General features: G+C 36.9%; 19 protein-coding genes, 2 tRNA genes, 1 rRNA gene, 1 pseudogene and 1 riboswitch. Of the genes and pseudogenes, 13 read left to right on the top strand and 10 right to left on the bottom strand.

Annotated elements, in window-relative coordinates:
* From JN080_RS26305 to cydS, 4 genes and pseudogenes are all read left to right on the top strand, one after another.
* A pseudogene (locus JN080_RS26305) lies at positions 1 to 1,176 on the top strand (aldehyde dehydrogenase); the annotation flags it as partial.
* Between the two features lie 556 nt (positions 1,177 to 1,732).
* Entirely contained in the window at positions 1,733 to 3,085 is a 1,353-nt protein-coding gene (locus JN080_RS26300) for a cytochrome ubiquinol oxidase subunit I (protein WP_256238917.1), read from the top strand.
* Positions 3,075 to 4,100 carry a cytochrome d ubiquinol oxidase subunit II gene (locus JN080_RS26295; RefSeq protein WP_256238916.1) on the top strand — a complete coding sequence of 342 codons (1,026 nt, stop codon included), beginning with the start codon at positions 3,075 to 3,077 and terminating at the stop codon, positions 4,098 to 4,100. Before JN080_RS26300 ends, JN080_RS26295 begins: the two co-directional genes overlap by 11 nt.
* Positions 4,101 to 4,115: 15 nt before the next feature.
* Positions 4,116 to 4,226, top strand: coding sequence for a cytochrome bd oxidase small subunit CydS family protein (cydS, locus tag JN080_RS30050; protein ID WP_375141780.1), 111 nt, complete (start codon positions 4,116 to 4,118; stop codon positions 4,224 to 4,226).
* A gap of 201 nt (positions 4,227 to 4,427) precedes the next feature.
* On the opposite strand, the gene JN080_RS26290 is transcribed toward cydS, so the two are convergent.
* Positions 4,428 to 5,648 (bottom strand): dicarboxylate/amino acid:cation symporter, encoded by a 1,221-nt coding sequence (locus JN080_RS26290; RefSeq protein ID WP_256238915.1) that lies wholly within the window; start codon positions 5,646 to 5,648, stop codon positions 4,428 to 4,430.
* A 463-nt stretch (positions 5,649 to 6,111) separates the two neighbouring features.
* Positions 6,112 to 7,491 (bottom strand): MocR-like pyridoxine biosynthesis transcription factor PdxR, encoded by a 1,380-nt coding sequence (gene pdxR, locus JN080_RS26285; RefSeq protein ID WP_256238914.1) that lies wholly within the window; start codon positions 7,489 to 7,491, stop codon positions 6,112 to 6,114.
* A gap of 326 nt (positions 7,492 to 7,817) precedes the next feature.
* On the opposite strand from pdxR, the gene JN080_RS26280 reads away from it, so the two are divergent.
* Together JN080_RS26280 and JN080_RS26275 are read left to right on the top strand one after the other, a co-directional pair.
* The gene (locus tag JN080_RS26280) at positions 7,818 to 8,597 is read left to right on the top strand and encodes an enoyl-CoA hydratase/isomerase family protein (RefSeq protein ID WP_256238913.1); all 780 of its coding nucleotides are present in this window, start codon (positions 7,818 to 7,820) and stop codon (positions 8,595 to 8,597) included.
* A 14-nt stretch (positions 8,598 to 8,611) separates the two neighbouring features.
* Positions 8,612 to 9,886: an MFS transporter gene (locus JN080_RS26275; RefSeq protein WP_256238912.1), complete on the top strand. Its 1,275-nt coding sequence runs from the start codon at positions 8,612 to 8,614 to the stop codon at positions 9,884 to 9,886.
* 47 nt (positions 9,887 to 9,933) lie between these two features.
* Here the strand turns inward: JN080_RS26275 and JN080_RS26270 are convergent, their stop codons facing one another.
* On the bottom strand, positions 9,934 to 10,227 hold the full coding sequence (locus JN080_RS26270; RefSeq protein ID WP_256238911.1) for a hypothetical protein: 294 nt from the start codon (positions 10,225 to 10,227) through the stop codon (positions 9,934 to 9,936).
* Positions 10,228 to 10,950: 723 nt separating this feature from the next.
* On the opposite strand from JN080_RS26270, the gene JN080_RS26265 reads away from it, so the two are divergent.
* Genes JN080_RS26265 through JN080_RS26250 form a run of 4 tightly spaced genes read left to right on the top strand, consistent with a single transcriptional unit; the run spans position 10,951 to position 15,056 of the window.
* On the top strand, positions 10,951 to 12,519 hold the full coding sequence (locus tag JN080_RS26265; RefSeq protein ID WP_375141779.1) for a spore germination protein: 1,569 nt from the start codon (positions 10,951 to 10,953) through the stop codon (positions 12,517 to 12,519).
* A complete protein-coding gene (locus JN080_RS26260; protein ID WP_256238910.1) occupies positions 12,516 to 13,715 on the top strand; it encodes a Ger(x)C family spore germination protein in 1,200 nt (399 codons plus the stop codon). The genes JN080_RS26265 and JN080_RS26260 overlap by 4 nt, the downstream gene beginning before the upstream one ends.
* Positions 13,712 to 13,939, top strand: a complete 228-nt coding sequence (locus tag JN080_RS26255) for a hypothetical protein (RefSeq protein WP_256238909.1) — start codon at positions 13,712 to 13,714, stop codon at positions 13,937 to 13,939. The genes JN080_RS26260 and JN080_RS26255 overlap by 4 nt, the downstream gene beginning before the upstream one ends.
* Before the next feature lie 34 nt (positions 13,940 to 13,973).
* On the top strand, positions 13,974 to 15,056 hold the full coding sequence (locus JN080_RS26250) for a GerAB/ArcD/ProY family transporter (RefSeq protein WP_256238908.1): 1,083 nt from the start codon (positions 13,974 to 13,976) through the stop codon (positions 15,054 to 15,056).
* Between the two features lie 389 nt (positions 15,057 to 15,445).
* Here the strand turns inward: JN080_RS26250 and JN080_RS26245 are convergent, their stop codons facing one another.
* Positions 15,446 to 15,673: a hypothetical protein gene (locus JN080_RS26245; RefSeq protein ID WP_256238907.1), complete on the bottom strand. Its 228-nt coding sequence runs from the start codon at positions 15,671 to 15,673 to the stop codon at positions 15,446 to 15,448.
* A 322-nt stretch (positions 15,674 to 15,995) separates the two neighbouring features.
* Positions 15,996 to 16,703, bottom strand: a complete 708-nt coding sequence (locus JN080_RS26240) for a M48 family metallopeptidase (RefSeq protein WP_256238906.1) — start codon at positions 16,701 to 16,703, stop codon at positions 15,996 to 15,998.
* Between the two features lie 430 nt (positions 16,704 to 17,133).
* A riboswitch (SAM riboswitch) is annotated at positions 17,134 to 17,235 on the top strand.
* Positions 17,236 to 17,314: 79 nt separating this feature from the next.
* Between JN080_RS26240 and JN080_RS26230 the strand changes: the two genes are divergently transcribed.
* Both JN080_RS26230 and JN080_RS26225 read left to right on the top strand, forming a co-directional pair.
* The gene (locus tag JN080_RS26230) at positions 17,315 to 18,442 is read left to right on the top strand and encodes a 5-methyltetrahydropteroyltriglutamate--homocysteine S-methyltransferase (RefSeq protein ID WP_256238905.1); all 1,128 of its coding nucleotides are present in this window, start codon (positions 17,315 to 17,317) and stop codon (positions 18,440 to 18,442) included.
* 612 nt (positions 18,443 to 19,054) lie between these two features.
* On the top strand, positions 19,055 to 19,570 hold the full coding sequence (locus JN080_RS26225) for a DoxX family protein (RefSeq protein ID WP_256238904.1): 516 nt from the start codon (positions 19,055 to 19,057) through the stop codon (positions 19,568 to 19,570).
* 376 nt (positions 19,571 to 19,946) lie between these two features.
* Here JN080_RS26225 and JN080_RS26220 read toward each other — a convergent pair whose 3' ends face one another.
* Together JN080_RS26220 and JN080_RS26215 are read right to left on the bottom strand one after the other, a co-directional pair.
* Positions 19,947 to 22,082 carry a heavy metal translocating P-type ATPase gene (locus tag JN080_RS26220; RefSeq protein ID WP_256238903.1) on the bottom strand — a complete coding sequence of 712 codons (2,136 nt, stop codon included), beginning with the start codon at positions 22,080 to 22,082 and terminating at the stop codon, positions 19,947 to 19,949.
* On the bottom strand, positions 22,075 to 22,443 hold the full coding sequence (locus JN080_RS26215) for an ArsR/SmtB family transcription factor (RefSeq protein WP_256238902.1): 369 nt from the start codon (positions 22,441 to 22,443) through the stop codon (positions 22,075 to 22,077). Before JN080_RS26215 ends, JN080_RS26220 begins: the two co-directional genes overlap by 8 nt.
* 700 nt (positions 22,444 to 23,143) lie before the next feature.
* On the opposite strand from JN080_RS26215, the gene JN080_RS26210 reads away from it, so the two are divergent.
* Positions 23,144 to 23,695 (top strand): VanZ family protein, encoded by a 552-nt coding sequence (locus tag JN080_RS26210; RefSeq protein ID WP_256238901.1) that lies wholly within the window; start codon positions 23,144 to 23,146, stop codon positions 23,693 to 23,695.
* A gap of 318 nt (positions 23,696 to 24,013) precedes the next feature.
* Here JN080_RS26210 and rrf read toward each other — a convergent pair.
* The 3 genes from rrf to JN080_RS26195 all read right to left on the bottom strand — a co-directional run bounded on the left by rrf (position 24,014) and on the right by JN080_RS26195 (position 24,385).
* Positions 24,014 to 24,129: ribosomal RNA gene (rrf, locus tag JN080_RS26205) — 5S ribosomal RNA — on the bottom strand.
* 82 nt (positions 24,130 to 24,211) lie between these two features.
* A tRNA-Arg gene (locus JN080_RS26200) sits at positions 24,212 to 24,285 on the bottom strand.
* A gap of 12 nt (positions 24,286 to 24,297) precedes the next feature.
* Positions 24,298 to 24,385: transfer RNA gene (locus tag JN080_RS26195), tRNA-Ser, on the bottom strand.
* Between the last annotated feature and the right edge of the window lie 10 nt (positions 24,386 to 24,395).

Genomic DNA, 24,395 nt, shown 5'->3' with positions numbered 1-24,395 from the left:
AGAGCGTAAATACTGGAAAACCAATTTGGTTATCAACCGCCGTTGATATTTCAAGATCTGCATTTAACTTCCATTTCTTCGCAGACTATTTACGTTCAGTAGGAACAGAAGCATTTGAAACAGATGATGTAGCAATCAACTATTCGGTTCGTCGTCCTGTGGGCGTTGTTGGGATCATCAGCCCTTGGAATTTACCTTTATTACTAATGACTTGGAAACTTGCACCAGCTCTTGCAGCCGGTAATACTGTTGTTGTCAAGCCAGCAAGTCTAACTCCAACAACAGCAACATTGATTGGGGAAATTTGTAAGGAAGCTGGAGTACCGGATGGTGTAGTCAATATCGTAAACGGTTCTGGCGGTGTGGTAGGTACAGCGTTGACTGAGCACAAAGATGTTGATGCACTAACATTTACAGGTGAAACAGTAACTGGACAAACGATTATGACTGCAGCAGCTAAAACATTGAAAAAACTTTCTTATGAGCTTGGTGGAAAGAATCCAAATATCATCTTTGCTGACTCTGATTTAGATGAAGTAATCGAAACAACTTTAAAATCAAGTTTTATTAATCAAGGGGAAGTATGTCTTTGCGGTTCCCGAATTTATGTAGAACGCTCTGCGTATGATGAGTTTATTCAAAAATTCGTAGCAAAAACAAAAGAATTGGTTGTTGGAGATCCGTTCGACCCAAAAACAAAAGTAGGTGCATTAATCAGTAAAGAACACTATGAACGCGTTCTAAGCTATGTTGAGTTAGCAAAAGAAGAAGGCGGAGAAGTTATTACTGGTGGTGTTCGCCCTGAAGGGTTAGAAAAAGGCTATTATTTAGAGCCAACCATTATCACAGGTCTTGATCGCACTTGTCGTGTTGTCAAGGAAGAAATCTTTGGTCCAGTTGTTACGGTTATTCCATTTGACACAGAAGAAGAAGTGCTTGATCAAGTGAATGATACAGACTATGGTTTGAGTGCATCCATTTGGGCAAATGATTTTACGCCGTGCACATCGTGTTGCAAGAGAAGTAGAAACAGGAATTATTTGGGTAAACACATGGTTCCTTCGTGATCTTCGTACACCATTTGGAGGAATGAAGTCTAGTGGTATTGGCCGAGAAGGCGGAATGCATAGCTTTGAATTCTATAGCGAATTATCTAATATTTGTATTAAATTGTAATATAAAAATCTAATATAAATATTAAAATAATAAAGTCGCAGAAAGGTTACTCCCGATTGGGCGCCTGACCTTTTTGTGGCCTTTATTTTCTTTTTTTTTATAATACAGATTCTTATACAGTTTTCATACAAGCCTCTTATTTAGCCCCACCCTACCAGTTTAAATATTGTGATTAAGTCCGTTAGTTGCTAAATTGGTGTCAGTCTCCCGACAGATTAAAGCATTCGTTTGGGTACTGACACCATAGCCGCATGCTTATTCTAAAAAGCGAAATCCCCTTATGCAAGTTAAAGGGGATTTTTAATATGTCTTGATGTGGTTAGTTCTTTTACAACCATATTTGTTAAGAGTTAATTCGAAATTTGGATAAATTACCAAAAGATGTGGGAAAATCTAGAATGAGAAAATTTATAACTATCCTAATGAGTTGAAAAGGAGGACCCGCATGTATAAAAAACAGGAACGCCTGCTCATTTGGCTAACTTTTATTGTTGCGATATCAATCGGTTTATCATTAATAAGATTCATTATTTCAGGATAAGGGGTGATGCATGCAATGGGTAATGAGGAATCTGTTTTTTTTAGCCGCGTACTTACAGAAATGACCCTTTCATTTCATATTATCTATGCAACAATCGGTGTCGGAATTCCACTGATGATTTTAATTGCCCAATGGGTGGGAATTAAGAAACAGGATGATCATTATATATTGTTAGCACGCAGATGGACACGAGGGTATGCGATTACAGTGGCTGTTGGAGTTGTAACTGGGACGATCATTGGATTGCAACTCTCCCTTCTATGGCCAGAATTTATGACACTCGGAGGGCAGATTATTGCACTTCCTTTATTTATGGAGACATTTGCTTTTTTTATCGAAGCTATTTTTTTAGGCATTTACTTATATACGTGGGATCGCTTTAAGAATCAAAAAAGGCATTTATTACTATTGATTCCGGTTGCACTTGGTGCCTCCTTTTCGGCCGTATTTATTACCATTGTTAACGCCTTTATGAATTCACCACGGGGATTTGATTTTGTTGGCGGACAAATAAGGAATGTGAATCCTGTCTTGGCTATGTTTACGCTTTCGATGCCGACTAAAGTTGCCCATGTTCTTGGAACTGCCTATATGACAGCCGCATTTCTGCTCGCATCCATTGCTGCTTTCCGCTTACTGAAAAGGTCTAATCATATCTATCACAAAAAAGCGCTATTTTTCACGATGAAAATAGGTTTAACTTTTTCGATTGCAACTGCATTACTTGGAGACTTTTCGGGAAAATATCTGGCCCATTACCAGCCTGAAAAATTAGCCGCGGCTGAGTGGCATTTTGAAACAGGGGGAGGCGCTCCACTCCTTATGTATGGAACCATTCAAGATGGAAAAGTGAAAAATGCTATCAAAATACCTTTTGCTCTTAGCATTTTAGCACACGATCTGCCAGGCGCCACAGTAACCGGACTTGATGAATTTCCGCAAGACGAAATTCCACCTCTCTATATCCATTATATGTTTGATTTAATGGTGACCATTGGCATGTTGATGGTAGTCCTCTCTCTTCTTTATGTCATGGGAATCAGGAGAAAATGGAAGTTTGTACTTTCGAAGTGGTTTAAATGGTTCATTGTCCTCGGTGGTCCGTTATCCCTTTTAGCGATTGAATTTGGCTGGTGGCTAGATGAAGTTGGACGACAGCCCTGGATTTTACGAGGATTCATGCGAACAACAGACGCAGCTACAACAAGTGGCCAGGTAAATATGATGTTGATTTTGTTTGCTGGATTGTATCTCGTTCTTGCGATTGGCAGTGTGACTGTATTATCCCGTATGTTTCGCAATTACACTATTGAACAAGAATTAACAGATCGAAATCTGGAGAGAGAAGGGGCTGCATATGACTCTTGAAATTTTAGGTATTACCGTGTTGTGGCTTTTCCTTTTCGGGTATGTAATTCTGGCTTCTATCGATTTTGGTGCAGGATTTTTTAATGCGTATGGAATGCTGACAGGTAAAGAACATATTTTATCCAGTGTAATCGAGCGGTACTTAAATCCTGTTTGGGAGGTAACGAATGTTTTTTTGGTATTTTTCTTTGTGGGGATTATTGGCTTTTTTCCAAAAACAGCCTACTATTATGGAACCTCTTTACTTGTACCAGTAAGCATTGGTCTTGTTTTGTTATCCATCCGAGGTTCGTATTATGCTTTTACAACCTATGGTGGATTGAAACAAAAAATATTTACGTATTTGTATGGCCTTACCGGTTTATTTATTCCGGCGTCACTTTCGATTGTTCTTACTATATCAGAAGGCGGATTTGTGAGAATGGAAAATACAAGACCTGTTCTTGACTATTGGGCCTTGTTTACAAGTCCTTTAACCTGGAGCATTGTCGTCCTTAGTTTGGCAGCGGTATTGTATATTTCTGCTGTATTTCTCACATGGTATGCTGACAGAGCAAACGACCAGCTTGCTTTTGATTTATTACGAAAATACGCTTTATTTTGGAGCGTTCCTTTACTGATTGCTGCTGCTGGTATCATCGTGGAATTACGGAAGCATAATCCTGAACATTTCAATCATTTAGTTAGCTTGTGGTGGATGTTTGGCCTATCGCTGTTATTATTTGTTGGAACTGGGTACCTAATATGGACGAGACGTTCTTATAAGTTTGCTTTTTGGTTACTTTTCTGGCAGTTTTTCCTGGCCTTTTTTGGGTATGGTATATCACACTATCCGTATTTACTTTACCCATATCTCTCTATTTATGCCAGTTTTACAAACCAATCAATGGCGATTTCGCTCGTTATTGTGTTCATTTTAGGATTAGGAATTCTCATTCCATCCCTCTATCTCTTATTAAAGCTATTCTTGTTCAACGAAAAATACATTCAAGGAAAGAAAAACAACCATGCATAAGGAGAAAAGCTTAAAATGGACGAATTTCTTATTTTTTACGCACCATTTCTGCTCGTGATTGCTTCCATAGGAGTTGCTTTTTGGATTGCTAAAGACGATCGTGCAATTAGAGAACCAAATGAATAATCAATGTTTTGATTTTAATTGGAAGTTAATATTCGCACTAGAGTGCAAAGTGGAATTTTTAAAGGTGAATTTTTTCGAAATAAAATGGATTAAACCCACGATAATTCGATAACGAGGGTTTAATCGTGATGAGTGGATTAATCTACAATCTGGGGCAGCCAAGTAAGATTGGCTATCTTTTTTTTCTTACATTAGAAATATTTATTTATCATTCACATGATCGCTTTCTTTTTCCCAACGATTTAACATTGCTGCATTGGCAGTATTTCCAATGACATTTAATAGTGTTCTAAATCCATCAGTTAAACGGTCGACACCGGCTACGAGTGCAATTCCTTCAAGAGGAAGCCCTGCTGCAGTCAGTACCGTTGTCATCATAATTATTCCTGCGCCGGGAACCCCCGCAGTACTAAAAGAAACGATGATGGCACTTATCATTATCGTAACAATAAGGGATGCAGTTAAATGAACATCAAACAGTTGTGCTACAAATAAGGCATTAAATCCTTGTAAAATAACGGCACCGTCGCGTTTTAGTGCGGTTCCTAATGGGATAGCAAAGCTGGCGATGTCTTCTTTCATGTTAAATTCATTTTTAGCATTATCAATCGCAACTGGTAATGCAGCATTCGAGCTGGCTGTCCCAAATGCTATTCCAAATGACGGTAAAAAGCTTTTCCAAAAGCGCAAAGGTGAGATTTTTAAAATTGTTAATAATAGAACATAAATAAAAATCATAATAACGATTGCTAAAATTAAGCCGACAATATACATAAACAACTTTTGTACTAATCCAAATCCTTGTGTTGCGATAACGGAACTGATTAGTGCAAAAACACCAACCGGAGAAAGTTTAAGGACAACCGTGATAATTTTTTCAATAATATGATGAAAACTTTCGATTAACGATAAAAAAGGTTTTGCTTTTTCTCCCGCAAGACGAATCCCGATAATGATCAGGATAGCTGATAAAATGATTTGCAACAAGTTAGCAGTAGAAAAGGCCTCAAAAGGATTCGTTGGGATAATCGAAACTATCCAGTCAATGATGCCTTGATTTTTGGAAGCGTGTTGTGCACTTAACTTCCCCACCTTTCCAACGGTTGTACCAGGTTGTAATGTGTAGGCTGTAAGGATGCCGATCAAAAGTGCAATAAAATTAGTTACGATATACAAAAATAGTAATTTTCCTGTCAGCCTCCCGACTGTTTCCGTATTCTTGATACCAGAAAAGCCAACAATAAGAGAAGTAAATACAATAGGTACAACGACAAATTGAATGATCCTTAAGAATATATTTCCTACCGGTAATAACACATATTTATCTAGACCAGGCACAACGCCAGGAAAGAATGCATTAAGAACTGCACCAAAAATGATACCGAGGATTAAGCTTGCTGTGATTTTCGTTGATAGTTTCATTCATCTTCCTCCACCATTCTTAATAATCTATTCGGAAAATTATATAGTATTAACATCTCCACAATATAAACAAAAAAATACTCTGTTCCTCTTAACATCGTCTTGTGGTACATAGCATCCAAATAAAATTTCCTCATTCTTACCTTTTCGCAAGTGATTATTTCGCTTAAATTGAACCACTTTTACGGTCAAAGTTGGAAATTTATATAAAAAGGGGGAAATATTGTGCAAAAAATAAGCCAAAATATACAAAAGTGGTAACCTGTATATTTTGGCTGTTTTTCTAGTCCTTCCGCAATCGCGCCTGATTGCTAATAAGTTATAAATCAAATTTCCCCTCCATTATCATCAATCACCTTAGCTATACTTCACTACTAGGGAAGGAGCATGGATAAAAGCACAGAACACTGATTTAATATCATTTGTTCATCAACTGTCCCGTAACGATTTCAAGGATGTTGTTTTATGACCATGCCTTTTTTAAAAGTTGTACCCCTAGTTGGATTTCATCAAAAGAAAGGTTGCCAAAACCAAGTCTAATAATCGGTTGATCGGGATTATTTTTCACAAAGTAAAGTGATGTAGGATACACTTTAACACCATAAAAGGAAGCGTGCTCAATTAACCATGCTTCTGAACAATTCATATGTACTTTAACTAGTAAGTACAAACCAGACTGATCGCCAATAATGGATATACTGGTTTGAAATTGTTTTTTCAATTCCGATACCAAGTGTTGCATTTTTCGTTTATACACAAGACGCATACGCTTAATATGGCGAGTCCATTCCCCCTCTTCCATAAATTTTGCCATTGTCAGTTGACTAAAAAGTGAACTGGTACACTCGAAATGCAGAAATTGATGTTTGTAACGATTTAAAAGTGTCTGTGGCAGCACAATATAACTTAAACGGATTCCCGGGAGAAAGGCCTTTGAGAAATTCCCCAGATAAATGACTCTTGCCGAATCAATGGAAGCAAGTGCCGGGAATGGTTGTTGGGTATAGCGAAATTCACTATCATAATCATCTTCAATAATATATCCGTACCTCGTATCAGCCCAACGAATAAGCATTTGACGTTGTTGGATGGACATGCTTACCCCGTATGGACAATGATGGGAAGGTGTTACATAGATTAATTGTGATTTCATTTGCTCTAATGGTGAAAAATCGGCACCTTCTTCATATACAGGTAACGTCTCAAATGAAAAATGGTGGAGTTGAAAAGCCTCCCTCACGCCATCATAACCAGGGTCCTCTATAATCATACTTTGGAATTCGTCTTTCAAGATATGCCCAAGATTGACTAACAATTGTTGGGTAGTACTGCCGATCATAATGGCATTTGCCTCTGCTTTCACCCCACGGGATTGGAGTAAGTGGGCAGCAATTTGTTCACGCAGATAACGTTCCCCAAAGCGTTCTCCATATTTAAAGCTCTCCTTTAACGAAAGTACTTGATTGGCCATTCTCCTCCAAATTTTTAGAGGGAAATGGGTTTCATCCACGGCTCCTGCACGAAAATCAATGAGAATGGGTGTAACCGTTTCTGTATGTTTGTTGTGGCGGGGGACGATCGCTTCTTGAAATAAATAAGGTTCTACTTTATTGCCAAAATAACCTTTTCGCCCTTCGCTGCGAATATAGCCCTCAGCTACAAGTTGTTCATAAGCCATTAATGTCGTATTCCGGCTTACCTGAAGGGAGTCTGCCAGTTCACGAATGGACGGCAATTGTTCATCTGGAAGTATGTCGCCTTGCTCGATAAATAATTTAAATTGCTCGTAGATTTGTTTGTATTTCGGAGAGTTCTCTTTCAAAGCAAAAATGGTATTTTTCAAAAATAATCACCTTTGACATGTATATTTGTTTGAAATTGTACCTTTTAAAATGTCAATTCTTATCATACTATACCATATACATAGAAAGCTATTTTAAGTTTCATATAAAAATAGAGGAGGGGCGATACAACCAATTAAAGAATAGGTATCATTTTTGCGATGTAATACAGACGAATATTTTTTGCAAAATAGTTTTAAAAGCATGAAGGAGTGCCGCTATACATATACCACTTTTTGTATAAAAGGCGGTTCGTGTCGGGACAATGTAAGAAGAATACAGAAGCTGATTTCTATGATGAAATAATTAATTTTTGGAGGTCAATATAATGACTTATAAATTTTTACTCTGTCATATTGAAAATAAAGTAGCCGTTGTGACGATTAGTCATTCACCTGGTAATAAATTGAATACACAAGTATATCAAGAATTGACTCAATTAATGGGAGAATTAGAGGCCAATAAAAATGTAAATGCCATCGTCATTACCGGAGAGGGAGAAGAAGCATTTGTTGCTGGGGCTGATATCAATGAAATGGTAGACTTGGATACAGTCGGAATGATGGATTTAACACAAATCACAAGAATTGCTTTTTCAAAAATTGAAAACCTTAACAAACCAGTAATTGCGGCTATTAATGGGGAGACACGCGGAGGAGGCTTTGAGCTGGCTTTATGTTGTGACTTACGCATTGCTTCCGAAAATGCACAATTTGCTTTTACCGAAATCAATTTAGGCGTTATCCCGGGAGGTGGCGGTACACAGCGAATACAAAAAGTTGTTGGACAAGGCATTGCGAAAGAGTTACTGTATTTTGGCGAGATGATCGATGCTGAACGTGCTTATCAGTTACAAATTGTTAATAAAGTAGTTGGCCAGAATGACCTTTTATCAACAGCAATAGAATGGGCAGAAAAGCTGACGCAAAAAGCACCTGTAGCGTTAAGAATGATGAAATTGGCTGTAAATACAGGCGCAAATGTTGATCTTGAATCAGCTTTGACAATTGAAGCAACTTGCTATGATGGTGCCTTTGCAACACAAGATTGCAAAGAGGGTATGGCCGCACGTATTGAAAACAGAAGTCCAAATTTTATAGGCAGATAATGAAGGTAAAATCAATGGAAAAAGAAACAGTTACGTTCGTTAGAACAAAACGTGCATTGAACTATGGTTATTTTATTGTAGCATTATCCTTTATCGCTTTGTTCGCTTCCATGGGGATACGAGGATCTTTTGGAACATATGTAACAGGGTGGGAGCAAACCTTTTCTGTCAACCGAGTATGGGTAAGCATCGTATCGTTTATGAGTCTTTTGGTCTATGGAATTAGTATTGTAGCTGCCGGGAAACTAACAGATCAAATCGGATCACGTAAAGTCTTAACGATCAGCATGATCTTGATAAGCAGCTGTTTGCTTGGTTCTTTTTTTGCTGTAAATATTTGGCACATCATGCTTTTGTATGGATTTATTGGTTCCATTGGATTTGGCTTCGCCTCCAACGTGACCGTTTCTGTTGCCATTGTGAAATGGTTTAAAGAAAAGAAAAGTTTCATGGTCAGTATTGTCGTAGTTGGAATGGCTGCAGGCCCTATGATTTTTGGTCCATTAAATATTTATTTAATGGACCAAATGGGGTGGAAATCAACGTTCATTCTTTATGGAGCCATAATCGCACTACTGTTAATTCCATTATTTGCTCTTTTTTACCGTGATTCTCCTGAGCAGGGCTTCACTGTTCAAAAAAAGAGCGAGGTTGGCAAAACAGAACACCCGCATTTTTCCTTACCAAAGTTGATGGAAGGAATGATCGCTTCCTTTTCTATTTTTTGCTATCCGGTCACTTGGATCATCAGTTTTGCCTATTTTATTTGTGGCTTTACAGATGTTGGTCTGATCTATACCCACTTAGTTCCCCTTGGAGAAAGCTGGGGGCTTTCACCGAGTATTATTAGCAATACGATGCTGCTTTATGGTATTTCAAATATTGTGGCGACGATTACGATCGGTTATATTTCTGATAAATTCAGCGATCGAAAGCTGCTATCCCTCCTATATGTGATTCGACTGGCAGCACTGCTTGTGATTATTTTTCTTCATGAGCCCATTTGGTTGTTAATCTTTGCTCTTTTTTATGGTTTTACCGATATCGCAACCATTGCCCCATTTACCATGATTTGTTCAAAGATATTTGGTGAAAAAAATATTGGCTCTGCATTTGGGATGATTAGCTTTTTCCACCAACTCGGCGCAGCCGCAGGTGCATTAATTCCAGGTCTGCTCTTCAGCCTTTCATCCAATTATCAGTCATCGTTATGCCTTAGTGCTTTCTTAGTAGCATTAAATGTAATTCTTGTGTTTAATATAAATGAACAAAATAAGATTTTAAAGTAAAAAATTGCATTCATTCAAAAAGGACTATTGTGAAGGCCCTTGTCACTCTAACAGAATGAAACAAGGGTTCTTTTATTAAATAAAAAAATTAATAAAAGGGTATGGAAATTATTTGATTCTTCCTCCCTTAAATGGCCCAATAGAATAAACTGTCCATCTGGAACCTTCCCACCAGCTAAGTATTTGTTGTAAGCCTCATCTTCAGCAGTTATACCTTCAAGATTACTGCCATCTTTTTTCAACAACAAAGCATGTTCCTTGCCTTCATTATTTTTTATCGTCTCAACCGTATACCCATTAGGATCTTTATTTTCAGCGACCACATAAGAAAAATTGTTCACTTAATTTACTACTAATTTCCCACTATCAAAGTACCAAGTCTACTTACCCCATCCTCTTTTCCCGTTGCCCTCCAAACACCAACGACATTCTCACTTGCCCTTGATGCTTCTGAAGATGTAGAAATTCAGATTGTGGTGTCGTTTCTGCCGTTTCTATTTTTTGATGCGAACTTTCTGAGGATGTTTTAGATGATTCATAAGTTGTTTTTCCACATCCAGAAGGACTATCCCCAAGAATAATTACTAAACCAACTAACCTATACATATTTAAGAAACAGGAAAGCTACAGTACACGGATCAAGTATTTAGTCCAACCAATTTTTTAGGATTGCGGTTTGCTTCAAGACAACGAGATCTTGCAGTTTCCGACTTTATTCAAAAGGTCTAAGCAATATTATTTAGAAAAGTAATATGTGGGGGTTCATTCGAGATACATTGGGTAATAGCTTGTATTTTGTTTCCAAACACACAAAAGGTAGCTGGTTATATTGCCAAAACTACTTATTAATCATGCTATTGAATTACGAAAGACACATGTAAAACCGTAAAAGAGATTTGTGCATTTACGGTGGCATTCAGGCATCCTTTTATCCCAAACTAAAGGAAATGGAAAAAAAACTTATAATCATTGGAAATTTCTACACAGTGGGTCCCCCCTGCCTTACATACGTAATTCTTGCTATGGAAAGAATAGGCTTGAATACATTTAAGGGGAATCAGTGGATGAATTTTTCAGACAGAAGATACAAATTTTCAAGTCATCAAATGAATGGACTACTATATAAAGTACCTGAAATATCGTTAAGTCAAAACTTAAATGAGAATATAGAAATACTAAAATCAGCTTATAATGATTGCTCAGATGTTGTTTTTCGCGAATTTATAATCGGTAGCCAGACAAATGCCGTTCTTCTTTACATAGATGGGCTTTCCAATACAGAAGAGATCGATCAACATGTACTAACGCCTCTCATAAGGATGAAATGCCTAAGTCAAGAAGCACTGATTGAAATAATGAAAAAAGAAATTACTGTTTCCGATGTGAAAGAAATCTACACCATTTCGGATGTATTCAAACAAATTTCCACTGGGAACCCGATTATTTTGATTGAAAAACATTCAAATGGAATTTCCCTAGGTTTACCGATGTGGGAAAAACGTGGAATTGAAGAACCTTCCGCGGAATCGGTCGTTCGCGGGCCTCGGGAAGGATTTGTTGAAACATTGAGAGTCAACACCTCCCTATTGCGGAGAAAAATTCGCCACCCATCCTTAAAAATGAAACAAATGGTGATTGGCCGTTTGACGGAAACACAGGTAATCGTTGCATATATGGAAGGAATTGCTGAAAACACGTTAATCCAAGAAGTGACCAATCGATTAAAACGAATTGATATGGATGGTATTTTGGAAAGCGGGTATATCGAGGAAATGATTCAGGATTCCCCCTATTCTCCCTTTCCGCAAATTTTAACAACTGAACGTCCGGATGTAGCAGCCTCCAGTCTTTTAGAAGGGCGTGTTGTCATATTGGTCGACGGCACTCCGATTACACTTATTGCCCCGTGTACGTTTGCAGGTATGTTACAAGCGCCTGAAGATTACTATAATTCTTTTTATATCAGTACCTTTATTCGTTGGCTGCGTTATGTATTCTTTTTTATCGCATTACTTGGACCATCTGCCTATGTCGCTGTTTTAACGTATCACCAAGAAATGATCCCTACTACACTACTTTTAACGATTGCAAAAGATCGTGAACAAATCCCCTTTCCGGCTTTGATTGAGGCGTTTATTATGGAAATTACATTTGAAGCATTACGTGAGGCAGGGGTTAGATTGCCAAAACAGGTAGGTGCTGCTGTCAGTATTGTCGGAGCACTTGTCATTGGACAAGCGGCGACTGCGGCAGGACTTGTGTCATCACCGATGGTAATGGTGGTGGCAATTACAGGGGTGGCATCCTTTTTGATGCCAAGATATGCGACTGGAATATCGATTCGTTTACTCCGTTTTCCAATCATGATTTTATCAGGCATGTTAGGTTTATTGGGTGTAATGCTTGGTATTACAGCGATTGTTGCACACCTTTGTTCCCTTCGATCCTTTGGAGTTCCATACTTAAATTCAACTGCAACATTTAAGATTCAAAATTTCAAAGACGTACTCATTAGAGCACCTTGGTGGGTAATGAATACTCGTCCTGAATTTTATTCAACTGAAGAAGGTACATTAAGACGGCAAACCCCAGGTCAAAAGCCTGGTCCAAGCAAAGGCGGCGAGGAAGGATGAATGGTTTCACAGTATATAAAAAGAAATCTGTACATGTAACTCTCCTGATTTGCTCGTCTTTATTTTTTCTAACAGGGTGCTGGGACCGAACGGAAGTAAATGATTTAGCACTTATAATGGCATCTGGTATTGATAAAGGTAAAAAAAATAAGATTGAACTTTCCGTCCAAGTATTTATTCCCAGTCCGTCGCAAGGCGGACAGCAAAATGGCATGTCAAGCGGAACGAGCAGTGGTCAAACCTTGGTGAGGTCTGCAGAAGGCGAAACCATCGCCGATGCGATGGCACGCCTACAAGAGGAACTTACAAGAAAGATATTTTGGGGTCAAAGTGAGGTGCTCTTAATTGGTGAGAAACTTGCTAAGAAAGGGTTAAATGATACAGTTGATTTTTGGGTACAACATCCGGAGCCACGGATCAGGGCTGATGTATTTGTCGCAAAAGGAAAAGCAAAGCAAATTTTGGAGTCGAAGCCTGTATTGGAGAGAGACATCGCCCAACAACTTCGTGAAATGGTAAAATCGCAGATCGGTGTGAAAGTAACAATGAAAGATTTGGCGGAAATGTTATCAAGTGAATCAAATGCAGCCGTTCTGCCATGGGTTGAAGAATTGCCTTTAAAATATCTTGGGTCAAAAAAGAATAAAATTCCGTACGTTAATAGGGTAGCCGTATTTAAAGGAGATAAGATGGTTGGACGCTTAAATGATAAAGCAACAAGGGGAATTCTTTGGCCAAGAAATGAGATGAAGACAGGTGTCATTACGATTTCTTTAAAAAACAAACCGGGCTATATCACATTGAATTTGATAAGAAGCCGTAATGAATTGGTCCCCAGCATTACAAATGGAAAATGGAGGATGCTCATTAAAACGGATGCGGATCTAGAGGTGATTCAAAATACGACAAAAGTTAATTTATTTAATCCGGAAATGATAAAGGAAGCAGAACAAAGGGCAAAACAGGAAATTGAGGGCCGGGAACGATTAGCTTTTTCAAAAGCACAGAAAAAATTGAATGCAGATATTTTTAGGTTTGCTGAAAGCTTTCAACGAGAATACCCGAAAGTATGGAAAACAAAGAAAAACAAATGGACTGAGATATTCCCAGAAGTAGATGTTTCATTTAAAACAAACTTAACGATAGAAAGAACAGGTTTAGCCACAGGGAAAAAAAACAGAGGTGAAACAAAATGAAGGTGTTAGAAATATTAGGTGCAACAGTTTTTTTGTTGCTTCTCTATCTTTATGAACGGCCGAAATTGAAAGAAAACGGACAAAAAGTACAAAATACTTTTTTGACATTTATTGTGCTTGACTGGTTTCTTGCTGGAATACTCATTTTATTTCCTAAAATACCCGGACCAGGTCAACTAGTTGATTTTATATATAAATCAATTGGAGCTTTTTGGGAAATATAATTCTGTCATCTTCTTATGAAAAGGAATGAAAGATATGGTTGAAAAAGGCAGGATTTCCTACTTGCAAATGGCACTCATTATGTATGCGACAATTGTTGCAACCGCAATACTTTACATTCCATTTATCACTGCACAACATGCTGAGCGTGATTTATGGCTATCCCCCATTTGGGGTTCATTAAGCGGTTTTTTGATCGTTTTAATTATCGTTAAACTTTATAAGCTTTACCCGAAGAAAACACTAATCGAATATAGTGAGCTCATTATTGGTCGAACCTTTGGCAAGATCGTTGGGTTTATTTACTTATTCTTTCTATTACACGATACAGCAATCGCATTTAGGGAATACGGTGAATTTATTGTCAGTGCTTTTTTGCATAAAACACCGATGGTTGTTGTTACCGCTAGCATTGCACTTTCCTGCGCGGTTGCTGTGCATGGAGGCATTGAAACAGTAGGAAGATGTGCTGTGATTTTTTTGCCAATTGTGTTGGCTATTTATATCCTGATTTATGTCTTTCTTATTCCTGAGCTGAACGTACAAAATATATTTCCAATTATGCGAGATGGTTGGCTGCCCTCGATTAAAGGCTCCCTTGCACCGCATGCATGGTTAAGTCAATTTTCATTGATGTCATTTCTGTTACCTTATTTAACGCAAGAAACAAAAGTAATGAGATGGGGAATGTTTTCCGTATTTGCAAGTGTTCTGACAATGGTGTTTATTAATCTAGGGAATCTTTTTTTATTTGGAGAAATTATTTCAAATATCCAATTTCCCGTGTATGATGCGGCAAGGTTTATTAATATTGGTTCATTCTTTGAGCATGTCGAGTCCATTGTCATCGCCGTTTGGGTTCTTGGCGGTTTTGTTCAACTTTCATCTTTTTTTTATATGCTCGTCCTAGGGACTGCACAATTTCTGAAACTGCCTAGTTATAAACAAATGGTACTACCAATTGGTTTTTTAATTATCTTATTTTCGGACTGGTCTATCCCCTCGTTTCAGAATATGATTCAAGGGATGAATACAACGGTACCTTTTTATTTTTTAACGGTTCAGCTTATGATTCCCATTGTACTCCTATGTGTCGCTCTTATCAGAAAAAACGATTAAAAAATCCTTGCTAGGAAATATACCTGAGGGGAACAAGTACTCCTAGCAAAACGCGAATTGGCAATAATACATATATTGGAAGTGAAAGCCGAGATTTCCTTTTTATAATAATTTTTAACTAAAACCGAGCTATTTAGTTATAATGAGTAGGCTTCTTAAAAAGTGCTGCTTTTCATTTGTTTTGTCGTTCTTTTTGTCATGTTATATAATCGCGCCCTTTAATGGAACAATAAGGAGCTTCTATTAGCTGGTTTAGTACAATAAGATAGCATTAAATAATTAAATTATTAAATATGTCCATTTGATGTTTCCTTAGATAATGCAATATTTTGGAATTTAGAATTAAGAAGTCTCCAAATTATGTACCCAAAAATGTTCGTTGAAGAACTTTATTTGTCTGGTAAAGGTTTTTCAGGTCGGTTAGAACAATAATCGCATCTGGGGTCACCACAGTTGGATTCTGTCCAGTAGTTGCAATTCGGACAGAAATAAGCATCAAAATCTTCATAGTACACTAAGGTGAATTTACAAATAGAACAGTATTGTTCTTTATCAATAAAACCTTCAATTTCAAACTCATCAATAATAACTAGGTCATCTTTTTTTTCTATATTCATAAGTCCTCCATTGATTTTACAATCGCACTCGTTTGTTAGAAAGTAACCATTTGTTTTATTCTTCCGCTGTTATTATTAGTAATTGGAAAAATTAAAGTACAACGTTCTGCTTTAAATGCAACTAAACAGCCAGTTAATTGAATAAATTAGATCTACAATTTACTTTCAAATAGATCCTTCTCTTATTCAAGTACCTATGTTGAGTTTTTAAAGCACTTTGCACTGCAAAATGCACACCTTTTCCATACGATTGTTCCATGGAATATACACGGGGACGGCTCTTGCGTCCCACTAAGGAATCAACAGAACCGTCCCCATGTACCTAAACAGTCATTTTCCAGCTTGATAAAGTCAACCAGGTTTCCTTTTCCTTATAATCAGGCATTATTTTTCCAACAAGGCGCCAGAAGGATCGGTCATGGTTCAAATGAACTATATGGCACATTTCATGAACGACTACATAGTCGATTACCTCCCGTGGTGCCATTGCCAATCTCCAATTGAATGTTAACTGCTGTATTGAATCACAGGTTCCCCATGTCGTTTTGCTATCTGTGATACGAAAAGAACGTGGTTTTGTTTTGAAGTTGCTTTGATAGGAGGATAGGCTCTTCGCAACGATTGCCTTGCACTCCTGATAATAAAATCGTTTTAAAGCTTGTTTTATTTTTTCAGTGTCAAGCTGCTTTACATATATATGCAGCTTTTCATCTTTAAACACAACATGTTCCTGCGTTATACTACTATCTTGGAAGATCTGTATGGGATAGGTGTTGCCTAAATAAAGAAAACTCTCACCATACTCATAGACCTTTTTCTGTGGCCCAAGCAGCCTATCCTTCATTTCTTTTATTTTTTGCTGTATCAAATCCCATTTTCCCTCTAGTAACTGAAGCACTTTTTCATCAGGTGTCCCTTTCGGAACCTGGACTTCAACATTTCCATAACTATCTATCGTAATTCCTATAGAGGTACGGTTTTTGTACTTGATCTCAAAACGTATTGTCTCACCTAAGTAGGTATGTATCATATTATCACCTTCAAGATTCTTTCATGCATTGTCCTCTGTATTTGGCAGCCGACCCTCTTAGTTGGCTCTTGATTTCCTCTTTTAAAAATAATAATACCATTTAAAAATAAATCTAGCATACTGTTATTACATTTTATTTGATGGTCACTTTAGCAAGGAGTTTTCTTAAAGTAAAGGCAAATCTTTATAAAATTTGCTTAATTTCTGTTTTTCTCTTGTTGAATTACGAAATATCCTGCGGAATTTCATTGTAAACAAAAATACTTAAAGGTGAAACAATCTTTAAGTGAATTCTAATATAATAATTTGTCCTATATACTACTAGTAAAATTATAACCACTTCTATGAAAATTCTCACATTTCCCATGTTTCCTGTTGACAGACTAGTAAAACAGTTATACATTATGTTTAAATTAAATATTTTAGAATAATCTTATCCAGAGAGGTGGAGGGACTGGCCCTTTGATACCTCGGCAGCGGACTTATGTAAGTACTGTGCCAATTCCAGTAGCTCTTTGCTTGGAGATAAGAAGAGAACCAGTTATGGTAATGTCCCCTCTTCTTTGTCAGAAGAGGGGTTTTTAGTTTTTTAAGAAAGAAGGAAAATATTTATGACAAACACACTAGTTAAAGCTCCATTTAAAGCCGACCATGTAGGTAGTTTTCTTAGAACAGAACCGATTAAAGAAGCAAGAATGGCTTTTGCAAATGGAGAAATCGATAAAGAAGCACTAAAGGCTATAGAGGATAAAGAAATTGAGAAGCTTGTGCAAAAAGAAATTGAAGTAGGCCTTAAATCCATCACAGATGGTGAGTTTAGACGTGCATGGTGGCATTTAGATTTTTTAGCCGGTTTAGAAGGTGTCGAATTCTTTGAAACCGAATATGTAAGTAACTTTAAGGGGGCAAAAACAAAAAATAATGCCATTAAAGTGGTTGGAAAAGTAGATTTCAACAATCATTATATGGTAGAACACTTCCAGTTCTTAAAGCAAGCAGTGGACAAGTATGGGGATGGAAGCCAAGTTGCTAAGTTCTCGATACCAAGTCCTAATATGTTACCTACTAGAATTCAGGGTGATGAGTATTATAACGGAAACAGAGAGCAGTTCTATACTGATACCGTCACAGCATACCAAAAAGCTATCCAAGCTTTCTATGATGCAGGCTGCCGCTATTTGCAATTAGATGATACGTCTTGGATTGATTTTGTTTCGGAAGAACGAATCAAAGCAGTCGAAGAAAGAGAAGGCAAGAAAGTGGACGACATCATCGCTACGAGAGTACGCTGTTTAAATGATGCCATTTCTAAGAAGCCGGAAGATATGGTTATCACAATGCATATTTGCCGTGGAAACTTTAGGTCTACTTATATTACAAGCGGCGGCTACGATCAAATTTCTGATGCAATATTTGCTGAATTAAAGGTAGATGGACTGTTTTTAGAATATGATGATAACCGTTCAGGTGACTTTGAACCATTAAAAAGCTTTAAACGTGATGACCAAACAGTCGTACTAGGATTGATTACATCTAAATTCCCAAAACTCGAAGATCCGGACACGATTAAAGATAGAATCAAAGAAGCAAGTCAATCTATTCCTTTAGAAAACTTAGCATTAAGTCCTCAATGTGGATTCTCGAGTACAGAAGAAGGCAACATCTTAACAGAAGAGGAACAATGGAATAAGATAAAACACATGATTAAAATTGCTGAAAGTGTATGGGGCAACAATTAAAAATGCGTTGAGCTAAATAATAAATTTGTAGAAACTCTCCCTCCCAGTGGGAGTTATAATGCCTATTGCAAAAATTAGTGTTTAAATCAAAAGACCCTCATTCTTGAATGATTTACAAGAATGAGGGTCTTTTTTCTTTTATTTCTCCTAACTCTCTTTTAAAGCCACAGTTAAACAGAAAGGGTATTAAAATTCAACATTTCTTAGAGACTGTTTTGATATCCACTCTCGTAAATCATTTTGTGAAACAAGCTATTTCTGGTGATAGCGCTAGAGCTATGATTACTAAATAATCATAGCTTTCTACAATACCTATGATAGCTCCTTCTTTCACACTCCGGCTGTAACGTTTAAAATTATTTTGCACTTTTTCAAAATCTTATTTTGCATGAATAATACAAGTAAAGGATTTGACATATTAGTCAGCTAATATGTCAAATCCTTTTATATTTTTTCAACAAATGCACGAATTCCTATTGTGACAATTTTGTTCAAATCTTTTTTACAAACATGTGAATTATTGAACAAATTATGTTTTATTCGAGATAATAGAATTATAATAGCATTGTAATCAAGTTAATTATAAAACTTTTAAATAAAGGAGTCTTCCACATGTTTAATCGATTTTTAAGAGAAAACAAAATCGCTGCCGCTATCCTAACTGTCGTTCGCTTGTATCTTGGCTATGAATTTTTAATTGCAGGCTACCATAAACTTGCAGCCGGAGGTTTCGATACATCTGGGTTCTTAAAAGGTTCCATTGCAAATCCGGTGAAAGGTCCAGACGGCAGCATTGTCTATGCTACGTATGTTGGCTTTTTAAAACACTTTGCACTGCCAAATGCCCACCTTTTCAATACAATTGTTCCATTAGGTGAATTTCTGGTAGGTTTAGGGTTAATTCTTGGCTGTTTGACAACAGCCGCTGCCTTCTTTGCACTCGTAATGAACTTCTCTTACGTAATGGCTGGTACGATTTCTACTAATGCGCTTTGCATTCTATTGGGTGTATTCATAATAGCTGCCGGTTTTAATGCAGGCCGGATTGGTCTAGACCGCTGGGTGATTCCATTCATCCGCAAAACAACAGCAAAAGATCACAACACAGTTGAAAAATTAAGTGCATAACGCGAAGGCCCCTCATTCTAGAACGATTTGCTAGAATGAGGAGCTTTTTTATTGGCATTTATCATAACTACTTCTAAAAACAAAAGTTTAAAAGTAAGCACATCAACTATCCAAAACTTCTTGAAAACTCTTTTGATATATATTCTCGTGATACGTTTTGTGAAGCGAGAATTACCGGGCTGTGCCAGTTGATAATTAACAATGTTTGATTTTCATTTCTTCGTTAACACCTTTTAGTACTGTTGTAAAAATAATAGTCATCTTCAACTTTATCTTCAAAACACTGTGCAAATGTTTCGTAAATCAATCATGCTATTAGCACTTTTTTATCATTATTGTAAGGGATAACTAAACGTTATCCCTTACCTTCGTAATCTTATTCCTTTACCTTCAATAAGCGCAAACTGTTTAATGTAACAAGTAATGTTGCTCCCATATCAGCAAAAATAGCTATCCATAAGGTTAACCAATTTGGGATCACTAATAGTAAAGCCACTGCTTTGATCGCTAATGAGAAGGTAATATTTTGTTTAATAATTGCTAATGCCTTACGGCTTAATTTTATGGTATATGGCAATTTGCTTAAATCATCCGACATTAAGGCAATATCTGCTGTTTCTAAGGCTGTATCTGTTCCTGCCCCCCCCATCGCCACACCAACGGTTGAAGCGGCCAGAGCTGGTGCATCATTCACACCGTCTCCAACCATTGCAACACTATGATGTTTTGCACGAAGTTCTTTAATAAAATTCAGTTTATCTTCTGGAAGCAAATCAGCTTCAATATCCGAAACCCCAACTTTTTTTCCAATGGCTTGTGCGGTCCGATGATTATCACCTGTAAGCATCACCGTTTTTTCAATTCCAATTTGATGAAGTTTCCGAATAACTTCTTTTGAGGATTCTCTCATCTCGTCAGCTACTGCAAGTAACGAAAGAATTTCCTTTCCTGTTCCTAGAATCATAACGGTTTTTCCTTCTGTTTGCATACGTGTGATAGTTTCTTTAATGCCACTTTCAATTGTTTTATGCATTTCTTCGAAAAGATTTGGACTTCCTACATAATACAATTCGTTATCAATCCTAGCCTTTACACCTTTACCTGTAATGGATTGAAATTCTTCAACAGAAACATTATGAAAGTCCAATCCATTTTCTTCGGCTTTTCTCATAATGGCTGAGGCAAGTGGATGTTGTGAGCCTTTTTCGATGGCTGCTGTAATAGCAAGAAATACCGTTTCCTTACCACCATACGTTACAATGTCTGTTACTACAGGAATACCTTTTGTTAATGTCCCTGTTTTATCAAAGGCAATCACTTTTAAGGCTCCTGCTTCCTCCAAGTAAATGCCTCCTTTGATTAGAACGCCTTTTCTTGCAGCATTTCCTATTGCAGTAACTACTGCAACTGGTGTTGAAACAACCAAGGCACAAGGGCAGCCAACAACTAAAACAGCTAATCCTTCATAAATCCATTTGCTCCAATCTGCTCCAAATAGCAAGGGAGGAACAACAATGATTAATAGAGCCAAGATGACAATTGCAGGTGTATAATATTTTGCAAATTTATCTACAAATGCTTGAGATGGTGCCCGTTCTGCTTGAGCTTCTTCCACTAAATGAATGATTTTCGAAATAGTAGTATCTTCTACCCGTTTTGTTACTTTTATTTCCAATAATCCTTCTTCGTTCAATGTACCAGCAAAGACTTCATCATCAATGGTTTTCGTTACTGGAACACTCTCTCCTGTAATGGCAGCTTGATTTAAAGTAGATGTGCCCTTAACAACGATTCCATCCATTGCTAATTTTTGTCCAGGCTTTACTATCATACTATCGCCCACTTGAATATCCTCAACATGGATCGTCATTTCCTCATTTCCACGTCTAATTAACGCTTCTTTCGGAGCAATTTCCAACAAGGATTCAATGGATTGACGTGCTTTATCCATTGAGTAACGCTCTAAAATTTCACTGATTGCAAATAGGATGACAACTGTTGTCCCTTCAATCCATTGACCAATTATAGCAGCACCTATAATGGCAATTGTCATTAGGGTATTCATATCAAATTGTAATCGAGCAAAATTTTTCAGACCTTTAATAAATAGAGAGTATCCTCCGATTAGGATAGATGCAGCATACCCGATTGTCGGAAGAAGATGTTGTTCTCCGAATTGCTTCCCTAAAAACCAGCTAATAACAAGCAATAAAACTGAAATACCAACTTTGCTATTTTCTTTTTGCCTCCAGAATGGCTCCCGTTCTAATTTTTTTTCATTTTCATCTCGTAATTTTAAGTTTTCAAAGGCACCTGCCTTTTCAAGTGCTTCAATAGTTGTATTACCTGCAACAGTTATTTTGGCAGCACCAAAATTCATTTTAGCATCTAAAACACCCTCCAGGTGTTTCACGTTCATTTCGAACGTTTTTGCACAGTTAGCTCAGGTGAGCCCTTGAACTCTAAAAGTCTTTGTTTCTTGTTCTGCTATGTTAGCCTTTTGTTCAGACATTTGCCTTCACCTCCTTTTTATGTGCAATTGCAATCGTAACTAACTGTTTAATGTGTTCATCATCTATTGAATAAAACGCCATTTTGCCTTCTTTTCTATACTTCACAATTCCCTGCTTATGAAGTGTACGTATGTGGAAGGAGGCATTTGCAACCGTTGTGCCTATAATATTTGCTATATCACATACACACAGTTCTTCGTCTTTACACAACGCATAGGTAATTTTTGCTCGATTTTCATCAGCAATAGCTTTAAACAATAGGGAAATACTAGATATATCTACTGTTTGTAAATCACCTTGTATCCGATTTACCTTTTCTTCATCGTAACAGTAAATCTCACAAGCACCTTTTTCGCTCACATTCTCACCCTATTCTCATTCAAGTATTCATTTAAATATAGTTTATCCTTTTTTAGTGCTTATTCAAGTAAATTTTTGAATGAATTAGAAAAAGTTTCGAACATAAAAAAGACGATTTCCGGTTTCCAAGGAATCGTTTTTTTATTTATTTTGTTTCACTAAAGCCCCGGTTAAATAAGGGAAGAACGATGGAAGAACAACAAAATTATATGGAGGAAAGATTTGAAGCAATAAACACGATCGGGGAACTTATGGAATCAATAAGGAGAAAATAAAAATTAGAGGACTAAACAGTAAAAAAAGGCAGGTTTTCTCCTAGGTCCTTCCGTTTTGAGGTGCAAACATAGCAATTAGCAATACAATTTTAGGATGAAATCGCATAGATTTCGTCCTTTATGTTTTGTTGATATAACAATGTTTGTTGATGTTTGACCGCTTAATTAACAACCCAATTAGCAGGGTTTTGACACGAGTGACAATAGGCATTGTCCATAATTCAGAACTAAAATTAATTATGGTGATAGTTTTATTGCTAATACTGTTGAATAATTGAACGGATTTTTTACCAAAACAGAAATATTTATTATAAAATTAGGTTAGTTAATTCCAATAAAGTTTTGCAACGCTAGATAAGTACGAACTGAAAATAATTTATGAACTTCAGAGAATAATCAGGGATGAAATGAAAAATGGGGGTATTATGAATAAACGAGAGCGAATTAAAATAGTCTTTTTATATGGTGTTTTCATTTGTTACATACTTTTGTTAATTAAAATATTGTTCTTATCAAGAATTTCACCTTTGGAGCTATTTAATAGTCAAAGGACTTTATTTAGGTCAATCAATCTCATTCCTTTTCATAGTATAATGGAATATATATCTGGCAGCTCTGATACTTTGAGAAGATTCGCTTTAGGCAATGTGGTTGGAAATATAGTTATTTTTATTCCCCTTGGAATATATTTGCCATTATTCAAAAATGATAAAAGAGTAAAAACCAATCTGTTGTTTATATTTATAATGAGTCTATTTGTTGAAATCATTCAGGGGCTTTTAGGCATCGGAGCATCAGACATTGATGATATAATTCTAAATTGTTTGGGTGGATGGATTGGTATTTCAGGGTATAAGTTTTTATTATTTATATTACGAGATGAGAAAAAAGTGCATACTGCAATCACAATACTATCTGTTATCGTAGGATTACCTGTTATATTATATTTATTATTCATGATGAGAATGAGATTCTGAATATCTTTATTGCATATTCAAAAAGATACCCTTCACAAAAAGAATGTAGAAATTAAGCTTAATGTGAAATAAAATTGGTTCCTATCTTCTTAGGAAAATAAAATATAAAAAAACAAACGCAAGGTATATCAATTACCTTGCGTTTCCTTGTTACTATACTTTGAAATAATTGCTAAAATTAACGCCAAACAGGTTTTTATTTGTGGTGAGAATTAGCGTTTTGCACCTAAAAACCGAACGGCTTAGTTTTCTCCTGCCTTTTTTGGTTAGTATTTAGGAATGAAAAAAAGACAGAAATTATATTTCTGTCTTTTTTTCGCCTGGCGACGTCTTACTCTCACAGGGACAAAGTTCCAACTACCATCAGCGCTGATAAGCTTAACCTCCGTGTTCGGTATGGGAACGAGTGTAACCTTCTCGCCATTATTAACAGACTATTTACCTTTGAGGTTCATTTCCTCAAAACTAGATAATATCAGAAGAAATTCAAGAAATTATCCAACTATTTTTACTTTACGCGCCTTAGAGGATTCGAACCTCTGACCGTACGCTTAGAAGGCGTATGCTCTATCCAGCTGAGCTAAAGGCGCATTATATGAATACGGAGAAGGAGGGATTTGAACCCTCGCGCCGGTTACCCGACCTACACCCTTAGCAGGGGCGCCTCTTCAGCCTCTTGAGTACTTCTCCATAAAATGAA

The organism is Bacillus sp. EB600 (assembly GCF_024494385.1).
Classification (GTDB): Bacteria; Bacillota; Bacilli; order Bacillales; family Cytobacillaceae; genus JAEVLT01.
This window is presented reverse-complemented; position numbering and strand designations above follow the sequence as displayed.